Raw genomic sequence first — 18555 nt, forward strand, 5'->3', positions numbered from 1 at the left:
TAATGACTGATCAGCTCTATTTGTTTTTCTTATACAGCTGCAGCCCTGACAATAGCCACATCTTTCTTGTTGATCCGTGCCGATGCTTGCATCGGTGCCCGTGGAGTGTTCCCGCTATGTGGCAAAGCTATCTCAACGGCATGCTGGTGGCCTTCGGCCTGATCATGGCCATCGGCGCGCAGAACGCCTTCGTCCTGGCGCAGAGCCTGCGCCGCGAACATCACCTGCCGGTGGCGGCGCTGTGCGTGGTCTGCGACGCGCTGCTGGTCGCCGCTGGCGTGTTCGGCCTGGCCACGGTGCTGGCGCACAATCCCACGCTGCTGGCCGTGGCGCGCTGGGGTGGCGCGGTGTTCCTCATCTGGTACGGCGCCAAGGCCCTGCGCAGCGCGTTTTCCAAGCAAAGCCTGCAGCACCAGCAAGGCCAGGGTGTGCGCTCGCGCCGCGCGGTGCTGCTGAGCGCGCTGGCGGTGACCCTGCTCAACCCCCATGTGTACCTGGACACCGTGCTGCTGATCGGCTCCCTCGGCGCACAGCAGACCGTGCCCGGCGCCTACGTGGCCGGCGCCGCCAGTGCCTCGCTGGTGTGGTTCTCGACCCTGGCGATCGGCGCCGCCTGGCTGGCGCCGTGGCTGGCTCGCCCGGCGACCTGGCGCATGCTCGACCTGATGGTGGCGGTGATGATGTTCGCGGTGGCGGCGCAGCTCATTTTCAACTGAACCGCGCCCCTGTGTAGGAGCGGCCTTGCCGAGACGTCGGACCGGCCGGAAAGGGCTGCGTAGCGGCCCCAGGATTTCAGCGTGCATGCAAAGATCGCCGGGGCCGCCTTGCGGCCCTTTCGCGGCGCAAGGCCGCTCCTACAGGGATAGCACATCGCCTGGAAGGGGCCGCCTGTCGGGCCCGGCCAACCGCTCTGGAACCTCTATTCCCCACAGATGTTGCGTGGTTAAGCGCCCGGGCCGGTGCTATGATCCTGCCCTTGCGTCGCAAAGGGTACAAACTCGCCGACGCTCATCAGGCCACCCGTGAGGCCTGGCGCAAACCGCAAACAGACCTGAATCAGGAGATCCACCATGGCTTTTGAATTGCCGCCGCTGCCGTACGCCCACGATGCCCTGCAGCCGCACATCTCCAAGGAAACCCTGGAGTTTCACCACGACAAGCACCACAACACCTATGTCGTGAACCTGAACAACCTGGTCCCAGGCACCGAATTCGAAGGCAAGACCCTGGAAGAGATCGTCAAGAGCTCTTCGGGCGGCATCTTCAACAACGCAGCCCAAGTCTGGAACCACACCTTCTACTGGAACTGCCTGTCGCCAAACGGCGGCGGCCAGCCGACCGGCGCCCTGGCCGAGGCCATCAACGCCGCCTTCGGTTCGTTCGACAAGTTCAAGGAAGAGTTCACCAAGACTTCGGTCGGCACCTTCGGCTCCGGCTGGGGCTGGCTGGTGAAGAAGGCCGACGGCTCCCTGGCCCTGGCCAGCACCATCGGCGCCGGCTGCCCGCTGACCAGCGGCGACACCCCGCTGCTGACCTGCGACGTCTGGGAACACGCCTACTACATCGACTACCGCAACCTGCGTCCGAAGTACGTCGAGGCGTTCTGGAACCTGGTCAACTGGACCTTCGTTGCCGAGCAGTTCGAAGGCAAGACCTTCAAGGCCTGATCATTCGCCTTGAATTCAAAAGACCCGGCCTGAGTGCCGGGTTTTTTATTGCCTGGCGGGATGTCGCCGCATTCGGTAACGGCATACCTGACAGAATTGTTTGCAACCCATCTCCGCGCTCTTGCTCAGCCCGCATAGCGCGCTAACATCAACCATCTGGAAAGTTGACGCAGCGCACTCAAGTCGCATGACCGCTCGACCGATACAGAGCCAAGGGCAATTCCGTCGACGGACGGGTTGCCTGCCGGGGTATCGGGTCGATAGTCTCCCGCCATGGTTGATGGCAAAATAATGGCATGCGCATGGATTAAGGAAACCCCATTGAAGCTGGAATTTCGAAACAGCTTATCGGTCAAGCTGCTGAGGGTCGTACTGCTCTCGGCGCTGGCTGTCGGCGTCGTACTCAGCTGTGCGCAGATCGTCTATGACGCCTACAAGACCCGCCAGTCCGTGAACAACGATGCCCAGCGCATCCTCGACATGTTCCGCGACCCATCGACCCAGGCGGTGTACAGCCTCGACCGGGAAATGGGCATGCAGGTGATGGAAGGCCTGTTCCAGGACGAATCGGTGCGCATGGCCTCCATCGGCCACCCGAACGAAACCATGCTGGCGGAAAAATCCCGGCCGCTGCAGGACATGTCCATGCGCTGGCTGACCGACCTGATCCTCGGCCAGGAGCGCACCTACACCACGCAGCTGGTCGGCCGCGGCCCGTACAGCGAGTATTACGGCGACCTGAGCATCACCCTCGACACCTCTTCCTACGGCGAGGACTTCCTGATCAACGCCGTGATCATCTTCATCTCCGGCGTGCTCAGGGCACTGGCCATGGGCCTGGTGCTGTACCTGGTGTACCACTGGCTGCTGACCAAGCCACTGTCGAAGATCATCGACCACCTGACCCAGATAAACCCCGACCGCCCCAGCCAGCACCAGATCCCGCAGCTCAAGGGTCACGAGCGCAACGAGCTGGGCCTCTGGGTCAACACCGCCAACCAGCTGCTGGCCTCCATCGAACGCAACACCCACCTGCGCCACGAGGCCGAGAACAGCCTGCAGCGCATGGCCCAGTACGACTTCCTCACCGGCCTGCCCAACCGCCAGCAGTTGCAACAGCAACTGGACAAGATCCTGGACGACGGTGGCCGCCTGCAACGCCGCGTCGCCGTGCTGTGCGTGGGCCTGGACGACTTCAAGGGCATCAACGAGCAGTTCAGCTACCAGGTCGGCGACCAGCTGCTGCTGGCCCTGGCCGACCGCCTGCGCGCCCACAGCGGCCGCCTTGGCGCCCTGGCCCGGCTGGGGGGCGACCAGTTCGCCCTGGTCCAGGCCAACATCGAGCAGCCCTATGAAGCCGCCGAACTGGCCCAGAGCATCCTCGACGACCTCGAGGCGCCCTTCGACCTCGACCACCAGCAGATCCGCCTGCGCGCCACCATCGGCATTACCCTGTTCCCCGAGGACGGCGACAGCACCGAGAAGCTGCTGCAGAAAGCCGAGCAGACCATGACCCTGGCCAAGGCCCGCTCACGTAACCGCTACCAGTTCTACATCGCCAGTGTCGACAGCGAGATGCGCCGCCGTCGCGAGCTGGAAAAGGACCTGCGCGAAGCCCTGCCGCGCAACCAGCTGTACCTGGTGTACCAGCCGCAGATCAGCTACCGCGACCACCGCGTGGTCGGCGTCGAGGCGCTGCTGCGCTGGCAGCACCCGGAGCTGGGCATGGTCCCGCCCGACCAGTTCATCCCCCTGGCCGAGCAGAACGGCAGCATCATCAGCATCGGCGAATGGGTGCTCGACCAAGCCTGCCGGCAACTGCGCGAATGGCACGACCAGGGCTTCAGCGAACTGCGCATGGCGGTCAACCTGTCCACCGTGCAACTGCACCACAACGAACTGCCGCGGGTGGTCAACAACCTGCTGCAGGCCTACCGCCTGCCACCCCGCAGCCTGGAGCTGGAAGTCACCGAGACCGGCCTGATGGAAGACATCAGCACCGCCGCCCAGCACCTGCTGAGCCTGCGCCGCTCCGGCGCCTTGATCGCCATCGATGACTTCGGCACCGGCTATTCCTCGCTCAGCTACCTGAAATCGCTGCCGCTGGACAAGATCAAGATCGACAAGAGCTTCGTCCAGGACCTGCTCGACGATGACGACGACGCCACCATCGTTCGCGCCATCATCCAGCTGGGCAAGAGCCTGGGCATGCAGGTGATCGCCGAAGGCGTCGAGACCGCCGAGCAGGAGAGCTACATCATCGCCCAGGGCTGCCACGAGGGTCAGGGCTACCACTACAGCAAGCCGTTGTCCGCGCGCGAACTGACCAGTTTCCTCAAACAGGCGCAACGCAACCAGGTTTCCGCCCTGTAAGCCCCGCCGGCCTTGGCGGTGCACCGCGAACGGGCGTTTGCATGAAATGCGCGCCCGCCCCTTTACAGCAAATGCAAATCTTTCGCATGATGTGGCGGTTTCGCGTGCCACGGCGCACGGTCCACCCTTGGTCCAACCACACGACGCAGGAAACCACAATGATTCGAATGCCTCTGGCCTCCGCCAGTCTGCTGGCCATCGCCATCGCCCTCGCCGGTTGCGGCGAAGGCAAGGACGACAAGGCCGCCGCACCGCAAGCCCAGGCACCTGCCGCCGCCAGCACCGCCGCCGCAGCGCCGGGGGCTGTCGATGAAGCGGCCGCCAAGGCCGTGGTCAAGCACTACGCCGACATGGTCCATGCCGTGTACAGCGACTCGCTGAGCACCGCCAAGCAATTGCAGACCGCCGTCGACGCGTTCCTGGCCAAGCCCAACGACCAGACCCTGAAGGCCGCCCGTGATGCCTGGGTCGCCTCGCGCGTGCCGTACCTGCAAAGCGAAGTGTTCCGCTTCGGCAACACCATCATCGACGACTGGGAAGGCCAGGTGAACGCCTGGCCCCTGGACGAAGGCCTGATCGACTACGTCGACAAGAGCTACGAGCACGCCCTGGGCAACCCGGCGGCCAACGCCAACATCATCGCCAACACCGAGATCCAGGTCGGCGAAGACAAGATCGACGTCAAGGACATCACCCCCGAGAAGCTCGCCACCCTCAACGAGCTGGGCGGCTCGGAGGCCAACGTCGCCACCGGCTACCATGCCATCGAGTTCCTGCTCTGGGGCCAGGACCTCAATGGCACAGGCCCAGGCGCGGGCAACCGTCCGGCTTCCGACTACCTGGAAGGCAAGGGTGCCACGGGCGGCCACAACGACCGTCGCCGCGCCTACCTGAAAGCGGTTACCGACCTGCTGGTCAAGGACCTCGAGGAGATGGTCGGCAACTGGGCGCCGAACGTCGCCGACAACTACCGCGCCACCCTCGAGGGCGAGCCGGCCAACGACGGCCTGCGCAAGATGCTGTTCGGCATGGGCAGCCTGTCGCTGGGCGAGCTGGCCGGCGAGCGCATGAAGGTCTCGCTGGAAGCCAACTCGCCGGAAGACGAGCACGACTGCTTCAGCGACAACACCCACTACTCGCACTTCTACGACGCCAAGGGCATCCGCAACGTCTACCTGGGCGAGTACACCCGTGTCGACGGTACCAAGCTGAGCGGCCCGAGCCTGTCGTCGCTGGTGGCCAAGGCCGACCCGGCCACCGACGCCACCCTCAAGGCCGACCTGGAAGCCACCGAGGCCAAGATCCAGGTGATCGTCGATCACGCCCTCAAGGGCGAGCACTACGACCAGCTGATCGCCGCCGACAACGCCGCCGGCAACCAGATCGTGCGTGACGCCATCGCCTCGCTGGTCAAGCAGACCGGCGCGATCGAGCAGGCCGCGGGCAAGCTGGGCATCGACAACCTGAACCCGGATACCGCCGATCACGAGTTCTGATCAGCGTCGTGGTTCAGCAGAGGCGGCCTTCGGGCCGCCTTTTTGTTTTCCAGCAACACCACCGCCCCCTTGTAGGAGCGGCCTTGTGCCGCGAAAGGGCTGCAACGCAGCCCCGGCAGTTTCTGCATCAGCTCCGAAATCCCGGGGCCGCTTCGCGGCCCTTTCGCGGCACAAGGCCGCTCCTACCGATAGGCCAACTGACATCGATTTCATCCAGCAATTGCAAATTGCTCTTATTCAAACATCCCTGGCCTGATAAGCTTGCACGCCGGTTTTTCGCCCATGCCCAGGATCCTCGATGTCCTTGCTCCGCCTAAGCCCCCTGCTGCTGGCCTTCGCCCTCGCCGCCTGTGACGACGCTCCGCGTTTCACCCAGGCCGAGCCCGGCGAAGCCCTCTCCGGCGGCAAGGCCACGGTGCAACGCAGCGACCGCAACGCCTATTCGCTGCCCTCGGCCAACCTCACACCCGAGCGGCGCCTGGATTTCGCCGTGGGCAACAGCTTCTTTCGCAACCCCTGGGTGATTGCACCGTCCACCACCACCGCCCGCGATGGCCTCGGCCCGTTGTTCAACACCAACGCCTGCCAGAACTGCCATGTGCGTGACGGTCGCGGCCATCCGCCGGAGCCGGACGACAGCAACGCGGTGTCGATGCTGGTGCGCCTGTCGATCCCCGACCAGCCCTATTACGCCCGCGAGATCGAGCGTTTGGGCGTGGTCCCCGAACCGGTCTACGGCACCCAGCTGCAGGACATGGCCATCCCCGGCGTGGCCCCGGAAGGCAAGGTACGGGTGGGCTACGACAACCACAGCGTCACCTTCAAGGACGGCCACCAGGTCGAACTGCGCCGCCCGACCCTGCAGATCAGCCAGCTCGGCTACGGCCCGCTGCACCCGGACACCCGCTTCTCGGCCCGGGTCGCCCCGCCGATGATCGGCCTGGGCCTGCTCGAAGCCATCCCCGAAGCCGACCTGCTGGCCAACGAGGACCCGGATGACCTCAACCGCGACGGCATCCGCGGCCGCGCCAACCGGGTCTGGGACGACGCCCAGGGCAAGACCGTGGTCGGCCGCTTCGGCTGGAAGGCCGGGCAGCCCAACGTCAACCAGCAGAACGTGCACGCCTTCGCCGGCGACATGGGCCTGACCACCACCCTGCTGCCAAAGGACGACTGCACCGCGGCGCAGGTCGATTGCCTGGCCGCGCCCAACGGCGACGGCCAGGGCGGCGAGAAGGAAGTCAGCGACAACATCCTGCGCCTGGTCACCTTCTACACCCGCAACCTCGCCGTGCCGGCCCGGCGCAATGTCGATGCACCGCAGGTGCTGGCGGGCAAGAACCTGTTCTACCAGGCCGGCTGCCAGGGCTGCCACACGCCACAATTCACCACTGCCGCCGATGCGGCCGAACCGGAACTGGCCAGCCAGGTGATCCGCCCCTACAGCGACCTGCTGCTGCACGACATGGGCCCGGGCCTTAGCGACGAGCGCACCGAGTTCGCCGCCAACGGCCAGGACTGGCGCACCCCGCCACTGTGGGGCATCGGCCTGAGCGAAACCGTCAGCGGCCACAGCCAGTTCCTCCACGACGGCCGCGCCCGCAACCTGCTCGAAGCCGTGCTCTGGCACGGTGGCGAGGCCCAAGCAGCGCGCGATCACGTACTGACCTTCAATGCCGAGCAGCGCGCCGCGCTGCTGGCGTTCCTGAATTCCCTTTAAACCGCACAAGGAGCCGGGCATGTTCCGACCCAAACTGTTGTTCACCAGCCTCGCCGCACTCGCCCTCGGCGCCTGTTCGCCGCAAGACCCGCAGGCGGTGACCTCCGCGGCCATCGCCAAACAGGTGATCCTGCCGACCTACAGCCGCTGGGTCGAGGCCGACCGGCAGCTGGCCGCCAGCGCCCTGGCCTACTGCGAAGGCAAACAGTCCCTGGAGACCGCCCGCGCCGACTTCCTCAACGCGCAGAAGGCCTGGGCCGAGCTGCAGCCATTGCTGGTCGGCCCGCTGGCCGAGGGCAACCGCCCCTGGCAGGTGCAGTTCTGGCCGGACAAGAAGAACCTGGTCGGTCGCCAGGTCGAGCAACTGGTCAGCGGCGAGCAGCCTGTCACCACCGAGTCGCTGGGCAAGGCCAGCGTCGTGGTGCGTGGCCTGTCGGCCTACGAATACATCCTGTTCGACAGCAAGCCGGACATCGCCAGCGCCGAGCAGAAAGCTCGCTACTGCCCACTGCTGGTGGCCATCGGCGAACACCAGAAGGCCCTCGCCGAGGAAATCCTCAAGGGCTGGAACAGCACCGACGGCATGCTGTCGCAGATGACCAAGTTCCCCAACCAGCGCTACGCCGATTCCCACGAGGCGATCGCCGACCTGCTGCGTGCCCAGGTCACCGCCCTGGATACCCTGAAGAAGAAGCTCGGCGCACCGATGGGCCGGCAGAGCAAGGGCATCGCGCAGCCGCTGCAGGCCGAAGCCTGGCGCAGCCACTCTTCGATCAAGAGCCTGGAAGCCTCGCTCAAAGCCGCCCAGACGGTCTGGGTCGGGGTCGACAACCAGGGCCTGCGCGGCCTGCTGGGCAAGGACCAGACGGCACTGGCGCAAAAGATCGACGACGCCTACGCTGCGGCGATCAAACTGCTGGCCGACAACCAGAAGACCCTGGGCGAGCTGCTTGCCGACGACGCCGGCAAGCAGACCCTCAACCAGATCTACGACGCGCTCAACGTCGTCCACCGCCTGCACGAGGGCGAGCTGGCCAAGGCGTTGAACATCCAGCTGGGCTTCAATGCCAACGACGGTGACTGATCATGCTGCGACGCCAGGCCCTGAAACTCGGTAGCGTGTTGCTCAGTGCCCTGACCCTGGGCGGCTGGAGCCTGTTCCGCGGCAAAGGCAGCGAACCCTTGCTGCTGTCGGCGCGCGACGACGGCGACGGCCAGCACTACGCCGTGGGCTTTCGCCTGGACGGCACCCAGGTGTTCAGCACCCAGGTGGCCCAGCGTTGCCATGCGATCATCAACCACCCGACGCTGCCGATCGCCTTGTTCGTCGCGCGCCGGCCCGGTACCGAGAGCTACCTGGTCGACCTGCGCGACGGCCGGCTGCTGCAGACCCTCGCCTCGCAACCGCAGCGGCACTTCTACGGCCATGCGGTGATCCACAAGGATGGCGAGTGGCTGTACACCACCGAGAACGACACCACCGACCCCGGTCGCGGCGTACTGGGCGTCTACCGTTTCGAAGGCGAGCGCCTGGTGCACAGCGGCGAGCTCTCCACCCACGGCATCGGCCCCCACGAAGTGGCCTGGCTGCCCGATGGCGAGACCCTGGTGGTGGCCAACGGCGGTATCCGCACCGAGGCCGAGAGCCGGGTAGAGATGAACCTCGACGCCATGCAGCCGAGCCTGGTGCTGATGCAGCGCGACGGCACCCTGCTGAGCAAGGAGACCCTGGCCCAGCAGATGAACAGCGTGCGCCACCTGGCGGTGGGCGACGATGGCACCATCGCCGCCTGCCAGCAGTTCATGGGTGGCGCCGAGGAGACCGCCGAGCTGCTGGCGATCAAGCGTCCGGGCGAGCCGTTCAAGGCCTTCCCGGTGCCGGAGCGCCAGCTGCAGTCGATGGCCCAGTACACTGCCAGCGTCGCGATTCACAGCGACCTGCGCCTGGTGGCACTGACCGCGCCACGGGCCAATCGCCTGTTCATCTGGGACCTGGACAGCGGCGCGGTGAAGCTCGACGCGCCGATGCCAGATTGCGCCGGGGTCGGGGCGGTGAAGGATGGCTTCGTCGTCACTTCCGGGCAGGGGCGTTGCCGGTTCTACGATTGCCGCAAGGCAGAGCTGATCGGCCAGCCGATGAACCTGCCTTCAGGCTTCTGGGATAACCACCTGCACCTGGTCTGATTGGCTGTAGAGACTATCGCGGTGCGCCGATGCGACTTGCCCCGCGATTTGGCCGGCACAAGTTTATCCCTCCTCTTTTCGCAAAAACCGACAATACTTTCCCCCACCGCACGTGGGCCGGATCGCCCGTGGTCGTGCCCGACAAATCGATAACCCACATCCAGGGAACCGGACCATGTTGCGCCGCCGCATGCTGATCATGTTGGCCGTCGTCCTGCTGATCGTGTTGATCCTGGGGGGCATCAAGGCCTTTTCCATCTACCAGCAGGTGCAGATGTTCTCGCAGCCCCGGCCGCCGGTGAGCGTGGCCGCGGCCCAGGCCGAGCTGCGCCAGTGGCAGGAGCGCCTGCCGGCGGTCGGCAGCCTCAAGGCCTATCAGGGCGTGGAGCTGAGCCTGGAAGTCGCCGGCACGGTGAAGTCGCTGCACTTCGAGTCCGGGCAACAGGTGAAGGCTGGCCAGTTGTTGCTGCAACTGGACAGCGACCAGGAAACCGCCCTGCTCGGCACCGCCCAGGCCGACCTGGGGCTGGCCAAGGTCGACTTTGGCCGAGGCAGCCAGCTGGTCGGTGATTCGGCCATCTCCCGCGGCGAGTTCGACCGCCTGACCACCCAGTACCGGCGCAACCAGGCGGTGGTCGAACAGCTCAAGGCCTCGCTGGCGAAAAAGAGCATCAGCGCCCCGTTCAGCGGCACCATCGGCATCCGCCAGGTGGATGTCGGCGCCTACCTGGCCAGCGGCACGGTGATCGCCACCCTGCAGGACCTGTCCAGCCTCTATGTCGACTTCAATGTGCCCGAGCAGGCGCTGCCGCACCTTAGCCTCGGCCAGCGGGTGCTGGCACAGGTGGCCGCCTACCCCGACCAGACCTTCCCCGCCAGCCTCAGCGCGATCAACCCCAAGGTCGAGGAAAGCACCCGCAACCTGCTGGTCCGCGCCACCCTGGCCAACCCCGAGGGCAAGCTGCTGCCGGGCATGTTCGCCAGCCTGCAAGTACTGTTGCCCGACCCGCAGCCGCTGGTGGTGGTGCCGGAGAACGCCATCACCTACACCCTCTACGGCAACTCGGTGTACCGGGTCAGCGAGAAAAAGGGCGAGGACGGCCAGCCCCAGCGCGACGCCAACGGCCAGCCGCAATTGATCGCCGAGCAGCTCACCATACAGACCGGCGAGCGTCGCGAGGGCTGGGTCGTGGTGCTCAAGGGGCTGCAGGCCGGCGATCAGGTGGTCACCGCCGGCCAGCTCAAGCTGACGCCCGGCGCGGCGATCCGCATCAGCGCCGACAGCGCCCTCAAGCCCGCCGCGCCCGGCGCGAAGTGAACGGGAGGCGGCCATGGCGTTCACCGACCCGTTCATCCGCCGCCCGGTGTTGGCTTGCGTGGTCAGCCTGCTGATCCTGCTGCTCGGCCTGCAGGCCTGGAGCAAGCTGCAGATCCGCCAGTACCCGCAGATGGAAAACGCCCTGATCACCGTGACCACCGCCTACCCCGGGGCCAATGCCGAGACCATCCAGGGCTACATCACCCAGCCCTTGCAGCAGAGCCTGGCCAGCGCCGACGGCATCGACTACATGACCTCGGTGAGCCGACAGAACTTCTCGATCATTTCGGTCTATGCGCGGATCGGCGCCGACACCGACCGCCTGTTCACCCAGTTGCTGGCCAAGGCCAACGAGGTGCGCAACAAGCTGCCCCAGGACTCCGAGGACCCGGTGCTGAGCAAGGAAGCCGCCGATGCCTCGGCGCTGATGTACATCAGCTTCTACAGCAACGAGATGAGCAACCCGCAGATCACCGACTACCTGTCCAGGGTCATCCAGCCCAAGCTGGCCACCCTGCCAGGCATGGCCGAGGCCGAGATCCTCGGCAACCAGGTGTTCGCCATGCGCATCTGGATCGACCCGGTGAAGCTGGCCGGCTTCGGCCTGTCGGCAGTGGACGTGACCAACGCCGTACGCCGCTACAACTTCCTCTCCGCCGCCGGCGAGGTGAAGGGCGAGTACGTGGTCACCAGCATCAACGCCACCACCGAGCTGAAATCGGCCGAGGCCTTCGCCGCCCTGCCGGTCAAGACCAGCGGCGACAGCCGGGTTCTGCTGGGCGACTTGGCACGGGTGGAAATGGGCGCGGAAAACTACGACACGGTCAGTTCGTTCGACGGCACGCCATCGGTGTACATCGGCATCAAGGCCACGCCGGCGGCCAACCCGCTGGAGGTGATCAAGGAGGTGCGGCGGATCATGCCGCAACTGGAAGAGGAGCTGCCTTCGAGCCTCAAGGTATCCATCGCCTACGACGCCACCCTGTTCATCCAGGCCTCCATCGACGAGGTGATCAAGACCCTCGGCGAAGCGGTGCTGATCGTCATCGTCGTGGTGTTCCTGTTCCTCGGCGCCCTGCGCTCGGTGGTGATCCCGGTGGTGACCATCCCGCTGTCGATGATCGGCGTGCTGTTCTTCATGCAGATGATGGGCTACTCCCTGAACCTGCTGACGCTGCTGGCCATGGTGCTGGCCATCGGCCTGGTGGTGGACGACGCGATCGTGGTGGTGGAAAACATTCACCGTCATATCGAGGAGGGCAAGACGCCCTTCGACGCGGCCCTGGAAGGTGCCCGCGAAATCGCCCTGCCGGTGGTGTCTATGACCATCACCCTGGCCGCGGTGTACGCACCCATCGGCTTTCTCACCGGGCTGACCGGTGCCTTGTTCAAGGAGTTCGCCCTGACCCTGGCCGGGGCGGTGGTCATTTCCGGCATCGTCGCCCTCACCCTGTCGCCGATGATGTGCGCCCTGCTGCTGCGTCACGAGCAGAACCCCAGTGGCCTGGCGCACCGCCTGGACCTGATCTTCGACGCGCTCAAGGTACGCTACCAGCGCCTGCTGCACGGCACCCTGAACAGCCGCCCGGTGGTGCTGGTATTCGCCGTGCTGATCCTGTGCCTGATCCCGGTATTGCTGATGTTCACCCGCAACGAACTGGCGCCGGAGGAGGACCAGGGGGTGATCTTCATGATGAGCAGCTCGCCGCAGACCGCCAACCTGGACTACCTCAACGCCTACACTGACCAGTTCACGCCGATCTTCAAGCGCTTCCCCGAGTACTATTCGTCGTTCCAGATCAACGGTTTCAACGGTGTGCAGAGCGGGATCGGTGGCTTCCTGCTCAAGCCCTGGAACGAGCGCGAGCGCACGCAGATGCAGCTGTTGCCGCTGGTGCAGGCCGAGCTCGAGCAGATCGGCGGGCTGCAGATCTTCGGCTTCAACCTGCCGTCGCTGCCCGGCACCGGCGAGGGTCTGCCGTTCCAGCTGGTGATCAACACCGCCGGTGACTACCCGGCCCTGCTGGAGGTGGCCCAGCGGGTCAAGGAACGCGCCCAGGCGTCGGGCAAGTTCGCCTTCCTCGACATCGACCTGGCCTTCGACAAGCCCGAGGTGGTGATCGACATCGACCGTGCCAAGGCGGCGCAGATGGGTGTGTCGATGGACACCCTGGGCAGCACCCTGGCGACCTTGCTGGGCGAGGCCGAGATCAACCGCTTCACCCTGGAGGGCCGCAGCTACAAGGTCATCGCCCAGGTCGAGCGCCCGTACCGGGCCAACCCTGACTGGCTGAACAACTACTACGTGAAGAACGAGCAGGGGCAATTGCTGCCGCTCGCGACCCTGATCACCCTCAGCGACCGCGCCCGGCCGCGCCAGCTCAACCAGTTCCAGCAGTTGAACTCGGCGATCATCCAGGGCGTGCCGCTGGTGAGCATGGGCGAGGCACTGGAGACCGTGCGCGCCATCGCCCGCGAGGAGGCGCCCGAGGGGTTCTCGCTGGACTATGCCGGGACGGCGCGGCAGTTCGTCCAGGAAGGCAGCGCGTTGTGGGTGACCTTCGGCCTGGCGCTGGCGATCATCTTTCTGGTGCTGGCGGCGCAGTTCGAGAGTTTTCGGGATCCGCTGGTGATTCTGGTGACGGTGCCGTTGTCGATCTGCGGGGCGTTGTTGCCGTTGTTCCTGGGGGTTTCGAGCATGAACATCTATACCCAGGTGGGTTTGGTGACCCTGATCGGGCTGATCACCAAGCATGGGATTCTCATTGTCGAGTTTGCCAATCAGCTACGGGATGAGCGGGGGCTTGGGGTACGGGAGGCGATTGAGGAAGCTGCCGCGATTCGCTTGCGGCCGGTGCTGATGACCACGGCGGCCATGGTGTTTGGCATGGTGCCCTTGATTTTGGCCTCTGGGGCCGGGGCGGTCAGCCGGTTTGATATCGGGATGGTGATTGCTACCGGGATGTCGGTTGGGACGTTGTTTACGTTGTTTGTTTTGCCTTGTATTTATAGTGTTTTGGCGCATAAGGGAGGGCGGGGTATCGTTGGTGTTCGCGGGTGATTGTTTTGGTTTTTTTATGCGCATTCGTAGAATATGTCGACACTTAGTCACCTTTTCGCCTTTACGGCGACCTACTTTTCTCTAGGGAAAAGTAGGCAAAACCGTTCCGCTCCGTTCATCCGGCCCCTGCGCTTCGCTCCGGGGTTCCCTCGCTCCGTTCTTGCTCCCGGGAGGACCGCGCTGAACGCCCCATCCTGGGGCGCAGCGCTTGACGGGCATCCATGCCCGTCACCTCCCTCCGCAAGAACTCCGCTCGGCCTCCTGAAGTCGCAATTGGCGGCGCCTGGACTATTGCGCGCTTAGAAGCAAGAGCAAGAGCAAGAAATTCGAATTTAGTTGTTTGACAGCTATTTATGAATTGGCTGTTCCGGCCCTTTCGCGGGGCAAGCCCGCTCCTACAGGGTTATATATAACGGCGACTATTGCGTGGGAGCGGGCTTGCCCCGCGATGCGATCGAGAGATTAATTAAGTTTAAACTAGCGACAGCTGCGCCAGTTCAGGCGCCGCTCGTAACTTCGCGACTTCAGGAGGCCGAACGTAGGACTTGCGGAGGGAGGTGACGGGCATGGATGCCCGTCAAGCGCTGGGGCCTAGGATGGGCCCTGCAGCGCGGTCCTCCCGGGAGCAAGACCGGAGTGAGGGAACCCGGAGCGAAGCGTAGGGCCGGATGAATGGAGCGAGGATTTTTTGGTGACTTTTTGATCCTTCAAAAAGTTACCCGCCGTAAGGGCGGAAAGGTGAATAAGCGTCGACATCGCAAATGAATGCGCATAAAGCTTCAAAAACAAACACCAACCAACCAACTAATAAACAAACGCCAGAGATCCATAAACACCCCCCCGGCGCAAAACACAAAACCCACGTCAACCAAACGGCCGTAACCCCTGCCTCATCCCAAACAAGAACAACAGAAGATCATGATCCGGCTCAGCCCGCCCCTGCTCCACCTTGGCCACCCGTGGCAACGGACACACCCCACCGACCTCAGCCTTGCTGAACACCGTAGGCCGCGGCTGTTCCCAGGCCGCCGCCGCCGCCGTGGTCACCGCCAACGCCGCGACCAGGAACAAAGCTCGAGCGATTTCTAGTTTCATTGCTCTAAACCTTTGACCGCGCTGCCAAACGCCATTTGGTAAAAATAGAGCAAGGTCTGCCATTCCGCCTCGTTGAACGACGAGTGGCGGCGCAACTGCCGCAGGTCGTTATAGGCCGCCCGCTGGCAACTGATCCGCCGCCGGCACTTCTCCAGGTCCAGCAACGCCACTTCCACCCGCGCCTGTTCACCCTCGCCCAGCACCTTGACGAACACATGCTTGCCGTACAGGCAGCCATGCTGCCAATGCCCCAGGTGCATGCGCGCCAGGTTGTCGGCCAGATCCTTGAGCATGCGCTCGTGCACCGCCTGCGGGTAATGCTCGCGGGCCCCGGCGGCATGCCAGGCATCGAGGTCGACGAAACCATCGAGCGCCTCGCTGACCAGCAAGGCCCGCCACTGATGATCCGCGTCCCGCTCGGCCCCGGCATAGACAATCCGCGGTACCCGCACACCCAGTTGCTCGAAACTGTTCAGCGCATCGAGTTCGCGCAACACCGTGGGGCGCCCGAACGGATGCAGCAGGCTGCGGTAGATGTGCCCGACCTGGCGTTTGGCATACAGCAGATGCCCATCACCGTCGCTCAGGCGCTGCACGCCACTCTCGCCACCACGCCGCTGGTTGGGCTCCTCGACCCACTCCCCCTGCTGCTGCCAGTAGTAGTCGAACTGCCTGGACTGATTCTGGGCTACCGCCATCACTCATTACCCCTTGCGCAATACGTACACTCGCCACATGGCATAGAACGGCAGAAAGTCGAGTCGTTCCTGGATTCTGAATCCCGCTGACACAAATTCTTCTTCAACTGTAGCCGCCGGTAACACGAAGCGGTTCTGGTAGCTGTCCTGCGCGGCCCGGGCACTGCGCCTGGCTTCGAGCTTGCGGCGGCGCCAGGCCTTGAAATTGCCATCCACCCACAGTGAAAGGATCACGCTGTCGCGGCTAACTCGTTGAAACTCAGAAAGAATTGTCTTCCGATGGGCCGGATCACCGATATGGTGGAACAGGCGCATGCAAAAGATGCTGTCGACCGCGTTGTCCGGCAGGTCGATGGCGAACGCGGAAGTCTGCAAGGGGCGTACCCGTGCAACCACCTCTGGCGGTTGTGACGCACAGGCTGTCTCGATCATCGCCGCCGAATTGTCGGCACCGATGATCACGCGGTTGGCCTTTTCCGCCAGCAGCGGCCAGAACCGCCCGGCACCGCAGGGCAGGTCGAGCACCAGGCCAGGCTCACCGGCCAGCGCCAGGGCGCGGCGGGCCAGTTGCTCGTCACGCTGGTGGGAAAGGCGTCGAGCCAGGCCATCCTGATGCTTGAGGAAGTATTCCCGGGCGTGGTTGCGGTCGTACTTGTCCGAGAATTCGAGTTTGATGGGGCTACGCATTGGACATCTCCTGACTCCAGTGCGCTCACCTTAGGCAGGCAAGCGTTGGAATCAGGTCATGTCCGTGTGAAAAATCTGTCAGCGACCAATGCAGGTGTTACTGGACGTTAATCAGGATCCAATAGCCCATCCCGGCCTTCACCATCCTGCACCACTTTCGTGCCTTGGCTCAGGTCGACCTGGAAGCGGCAGCCATGGGGAAGCGTCGCGGTCAGGGTTACGCGCCAGCCCTGGTCGTCACAGATGCGTTGCACCAGCGACAAGCCCAGGCCCAGGCCCTCGCCACGGCGCTCGTCGCCACGCACGAACGGCCGGAACATCGCCTCGCGCTGCTCCTCCGGAATCCCCACGCCACTGTCCTCGACACTGAAGCCATTGGCCTCCAGGCTAAGGCGAATGTAACCGCTGTCGGTGTAGTGCGCCGCATTGCGCAGCAGGTTACCCATCACCGACTGCAGGAACGTGGCGTTGTACAGCACCGGGCTGGCACTGATCCGACCATCGTAGTAAAGCGCCAGCCCCTTCTGCTCGATGGTGTCGCGCCATACGCCGATCAGATCGTCGCCCACCTCGCGCAAGCTTGCCCGTGAAGCGACGGCACCTTCATCGCGCTGGGCACGGGCCAGCATCAGGAAGGTCTTCACCAGTTCGCGCATTTCCTCGGTTGCCCGGGCAATACGTTCGACCTGGCTGCGCGCCCGCCCATCGAGGCCGGGGTTTTCCATCAACAGCTCGCACGAGGTCGCCAGGACCATCAACGGTGTGCGCAGCTCATGGCTGACGTCACTGGTGAACAGCCGCTCGCGGGTCAGGGCATCGCGCAGGCGCCCCAGGGTATCGTCGAAGGCAACGGCCAGCTGGCCGACCTCGTCCGCCGCGTAGTCCGGCGCCAACGGCGGCGCCAGCCCCAGCAACTGGTCACGGTGACGCACCTGGCGCGCCAGGCGGATCACCGGCGCCATCACCCTTCGTGCCAGCAACCAGCCGAGGATCACCGCCAGGGCCAGGCTGAGCACGAAGCCGACCACCACCACGGCGAACAGTACCCGTTCACGCTCCTCGAAATCGCTCTGGTCCTGCAACAGCACATAGCGCCGACCGTCGACGATCTCGACCATGGCATGGTACGAGAGCTGGTCGCGAAACACCTCGTGGAAACCCGCCTCCAGGTGACGCAGGTCCTTGGGCAACTCGAAGTCATCGCGCCCGCCGCTGAAATAGAACAGCTGGTCGGGGCGTGGCCGGTGGCTCCAGTCACTGACGCTGTCCATGCGCAGCAGGCGCTGCAGGTCGCCACCGAGCACCGACGAGATCAAGCGTTCCTCGACCAGGTGTACCGTGGCGACGATGCCGAAGGCGAAGGCCCCGGCCACCAGCGCGCTCATCAGCGCGAAGGCGATGATGATGCGCTGGGCAAGGCTCTGCTTAAACTCCATCGCGGCCCTCGGCGAGGCGATAGCCGACGCCATGGACGGTATGCAGCAGGGGCTTGTCGAACGGTTTGTCGATCACCTGGCGCAACTGGTGGACGTGACTGCGCAGGCTGTCGCTGTCCGGGCAGTCGTCGCCCCACAGGGCTTCCTCCAGCACTTCCCGACGCAACACATGGGGGCTCTTCTGCATCAGCACGGCCAGCAGCTTCAAGCCGACCGGGTTGAGCTTGAGCAGGCGCCCCTGGCGGGTCACCTCCAGGGTATCGAGGTCATAGCTCAGGTCGGCGACCTGCAGGGTACGCCGGCCACCGCCCTGGGCGCGACGCAGCACCGCCTCGATACGCGCCGCCAGCTCGGACAGCGCGAACGGCTTGAGCAGGTAGTCGTCCGCACCCGAGCGGAAGCCTTGCAGACGGTCGTCCAGCTGGTCGCGGGCGGTGAGCATGATCACCGGCGTGTCACGACGAGCATCCTCGCGCAGGCGCTTGCACAGCGTGTAGCCATCGATGCCGGGCAACATGATGTCGAGCACGATCAGGTCGTAGTGTTCGGTCGCGGCCAGATGCAGGCCGGACAGGCCATCCTGGGCACAGTCGACGGTGTAGCCCTTCATGCCGAGGTAGTCGGCCAGGTTGGCCAGAATATCGCGGTTGTCTTCAACCAAAAGAATGCGCATCGAGGTCTCCTGTGCGGCGCTTCGCCGGGCGCGGCAGGCGCAGCTTACGGCCAATGCCTGCATGGTGCCATGCCCTGGCTCGAAATCTCCGAACTTGACAGTTTTTTCACCGATCATTCACGCACACAGGATAGCGGGCACCTGACA

15 protein-coding genes are annotated in these 18555 nt (G+C 64.6%); 9 read left to right on the forward strand and 6 right to left on the reverse strand.

Annotated features, from left to right (window positions below):
* The first annotated feature begins 116 nt into the window (after window positions 1-116).
* The 4 genes from LU671_RS00520 to LU671_RS00535 all read left to right on the forward strand — a co-directional run bounded on the left by LU671_RS00520 (window position 117) and on the right by LU671_RS00535 (window position 5536).
* Window positions 117-716, forward strand: a complete 600-nt coding sequence (locus LU671_RS00520) for a LysE/ArgO family amino acid transporter (RefSeq protein WP_186713154.1) — start codon at window positions 117-119, stop codon at window positions 714-716.
* A gap of 354 nt (window positions 717-1070) precedes the next feature.
* Window positions 1071-1667, forward strand: coding sequence for a superoxide dismutase (locus tag LU671_RS00525; RefSeq protein WP_203647881.1), 597 nt, complete (start codon window positions 1071-1073; stop codon window positions 1665-1667).
* 321 nt (window positions 1668-1988) lie between these two features.
* Window positions 1989-4040, forward strand: coding sequence for a putative bifunctional diguanylate cyclase/phosphodiesterase (locus LU671_RS00530; protein ID WP_050703880.1), 2052 nt, complete (start codon window positions 1989-1991; stop codon window positions 4038-4040).
* A 158-nt stretch (window positions 4041-4198) separates the two neighbouring features.
* Complete coding sequence (locus tag LU671_RS00535) at window positions 4199-5536, forward strand: imelysin family protein (protein ID WP_203647882.1); 1338 nt, start codon at window positions 4199-4201, stop codon at window positions 5534-5536.
* Here the strand turns inward: LU671_RS00535 and LU671_RS00540 are convergent.
* Window positions 5524-5664, reverse strand: coding sequence for a hypothetical protein (locus LU671_RS00540; RefSeq protein WP_232854652.1), 141 nt, complete (start codon window positions 5662-5664; stop codon window positions 5524-5526). The genes LU671_RS00535 and LU671_RS00540 overlap by 13 nt on opposite strands.
* A 170-nt stretch (window positions 5665-5834) precedes the next feature.
* On the opposite strand from LU671_RS00540, the gene LU671_RS00545 reads away from it, so the two are divergent.
* The 5 genes from LU671_RS00545 (at window position 5835) to LU671_RS00565 (ending at window position 13819) form a co-directional block, all read left to right on the forward strand.
* Window positions 5835-7256 (forward strand): di-heme oxidoreductase family protein, encoded by a 1422-nt coding sequence (locus LU671_RS00545; protein ID WP_232854653.1) that lies wholly within the window; start codon window positions 5835-5837, stop codon window positions 7254-7256.
* A gap of 19 nt (window positions 7257-7275) precedes the next feature.
* Window positions 7276-8340 carry an imelysin family protein gene (locus LU671_RS00550; protein ID WP_203647884.1) on the forward strand — a complete coding sequence of 355 codons (1065 nt, stop codon included), beginning with the start codon at window positions 7276-7278 and terminating at the stop codon, window positions 8338-8340.
* A gap of 2 nt (window positions 8341-8342) precedes the next feature.
* Window positions 8343-9440 (forward strand): DUF1513 domain-containing protein, encoded by a 1098-nt coding sequence (locus LU671_RS00555; RefSeq protein WP_232854654.1) that lies wholly within the window; start codon window positions 8343-8345, stop codon window positions 9438-9440.
* Between the two features lie 175 nt (window positions 9441-9615).
* Window positions 9616-10758 (forward strand): efflux RND transporter periplasmic adaptor subunit, encoded by a 1143-nt coding sequence (locus LU671_RS00560; protein WP_232854655.1) that lies wholly within the window; start codon window positions 9616-9618, stop codon window positions 10756-10758.
* A 13-nt stretch (window positions 10759-10771) separates the two neighbouring features.
* A complete protein-coding gene (locus tag LU671_RS00565) occupies window positions 10772-13819 on the forward strand; it encodes a multidrug efflux RND transporter permease subunit (protein ID WP_232854656.1) in 3048 nt (1015 codons plus the stop codon).
* Between the two features lie 864 nt (window positions 13820-14683).
* On the opposite strand, the gene LU671_RS00570 is transcribed toward LU671_RS00565, so the two are convergent.
* The 5 genes from LU671_RS00570 to colR form a co-directional block, all read right to left on the reverse strand.
* Window positions 14684-14914: a hypothetical protein gene (locus LU671_RS00570; RefSeq protein WP_028689699.1), complete on the reverse strand. Its 231-nt coding sequence runs from the start codon at window positions 14912-14914 to the stop codon at window positions 14684-14686.
* Window positions 14911-15612, reverse strand: a complete 702-nt coding sequence (locus LU671_RS00575; protein WP_203647888.1) for a lipopolysaccharide kinase InaA family protein — start codon at window positions 15610-15612, stop codon at window positions 14911-14913. Before LU671_RS00575 ends, LU671_RS00570 begins: the two co-directional genes overlap by 4 nt.
* Window positions 15613-15618: 6 nt before the next feature.
* Window positions 15619-16299: a class I SAM-dependent methyltransferase gene (locus LU671_RS00580; RefSeq protein ID WP_050703871.1), complete on the reverse strand. Its 681-nt coding sequence runs from the start codon at window positions 16297-16299 to the stop codon at window positions 15619-15621.
* A 107-nt stretch (window positions 16300-16406) separates the two neighbouring features.
* Window positions 16407-17735 carry a sensor histidine kinase gene (locus tag LU671_RS00585; protein ID WP_232854657.1) on the reverse strand — a complete coding sequence of 443 codons (1329 nt, stop codon included), beginning with the start codon at window positions 17733-17735 and terminating at the stop codon, window positions 16407-16409.
* Window positions 17725-18408, reverse strand: coding sequence for a two-component system response regulator ColR (gene colR, locus LU671_RS00590; protein ID WP_028689695.1), 684 nt, complete (start codon window positions 18406-18408; stop codon window positions 17725-17727). The genes LU671_RS00585 and colR overlap by 11 nt, the downstream gene beginning before the upstream one ends.
* Window positions 18409-18555: the final 147 nt, after the last annotated feature.

This window comes from Pseudomonas sp. NMI760_13, from assembly GCF_021283245.1.
GTDB lineage: Bacteria > Pseudomonadota > Gammaproteobacteria > Pseudomonadales > Pseudomonadaceae > Aquipseudomonas > Aquipseudomonas peradeniyensis.

Excerpts from the sequence above, each read along its gene's own strand:
- LU671_RS00520 (WP_186713154.1), top strand. The coding sequence starts at position 117 with ATGTGGCAAAGCTATCTCAACGGCATGCTGGTGGCCTTCGGCCTGATC.
- LU671_RS00525 (WP_203647881.1), top strand. The coding sequence starts at position 1,071 with ATGGCTTTTGAATTGCCGCCGCTGCCGTACGCCCACGATGCCCTGCAG.
- LU671_RS00535 (WP_203647882.1), top strand. The coding sequence starts at position 4,199 with ATGATTCGAATGCCTCTGGCCTCCGCCAGTCTGCTGGCCATCGCCATC.
- LU671_RS00540 (WP_232854652.1), bottom strand. The coding sequence starts at position 5,664 with ATGCAGAAACTGCCGGGGCTGCGTTGCAGCCCTTTCGCGGCACAAGGC.
- LU671_RS00545 (WP_232854653.1), top strand. The coding sequence starts at position 5,835 with ATGTCCTTGCTCCGCCTAAGCCCCCTGCTGCTGGCCTTCGCCCTCGCC.
- LU671_RS00550 (WP_203647884.1), top strand. The coding sequence starts at position 7,276 with ATGTTCCGACCCAAACTGTTGTTCACCAGCCTCGCCGCACTCGCCCTC.
- LU671_RS00555 (WP_232854654.1), top strand. The coding sequence starts at position 8,343 with ATGCTGCGACGCCAGGCCCTGAAACTCGGTAGCGTGTTGCTCAGTGCC.
- LU671_RS00560 (WP_232854655.1), top strand. The coding sequence starts at position 9,616 with ATGTTGCGCCGCCGCATGCTGATCATGTTGGCCGTCGTCCTGCTGATC.
- LU671_RS00565 (WP_232854656.1), top strand. The coding sequence starts at position 10,772 with ATGGCGTTCACCGACCCGTTCATCCGCCGCCCGGTGTTGGCTTGCGTG.
- LU671_RS00570 (WP_028689699.1), bottom strand. The coding sequence starts at position 14,914 with ATGAAACTAGAAATCGCTCGAGCTTTGTTCCTGGTCGCGGCGTTGGCG.
- LU671_RS00575 (WP_203647888.1), bottom strand. The coding sequence starts at position 15,612 with ATGGCGGTAGCCCAGAATCAGTCCAGGCAGTTCGACTACTACTGGCAG.
- LU671_RS00580 (WP_050703871.1), bottom strand. The coding sequence starts at position 16,299 with ATGCGTAGCCCCATCAAACTCGAATTCTCGGACAAGTACGACCGCAAC.
- LU671_RS00585 (WP_232854657.1), bottom strand. The coding sequence starts at position 17,735 with ATGGAGTTTAAGCAGAGCCTTGCCCAGCGCATCATCATCGCCTTCGCG.
- colR (WP_028689695.1), bottom strand. The coding sequence starts at position 18,408 with ATGCGCATTCTTTTGGTTGAAGACAACCGCGATATTCTGGCCAACCTG.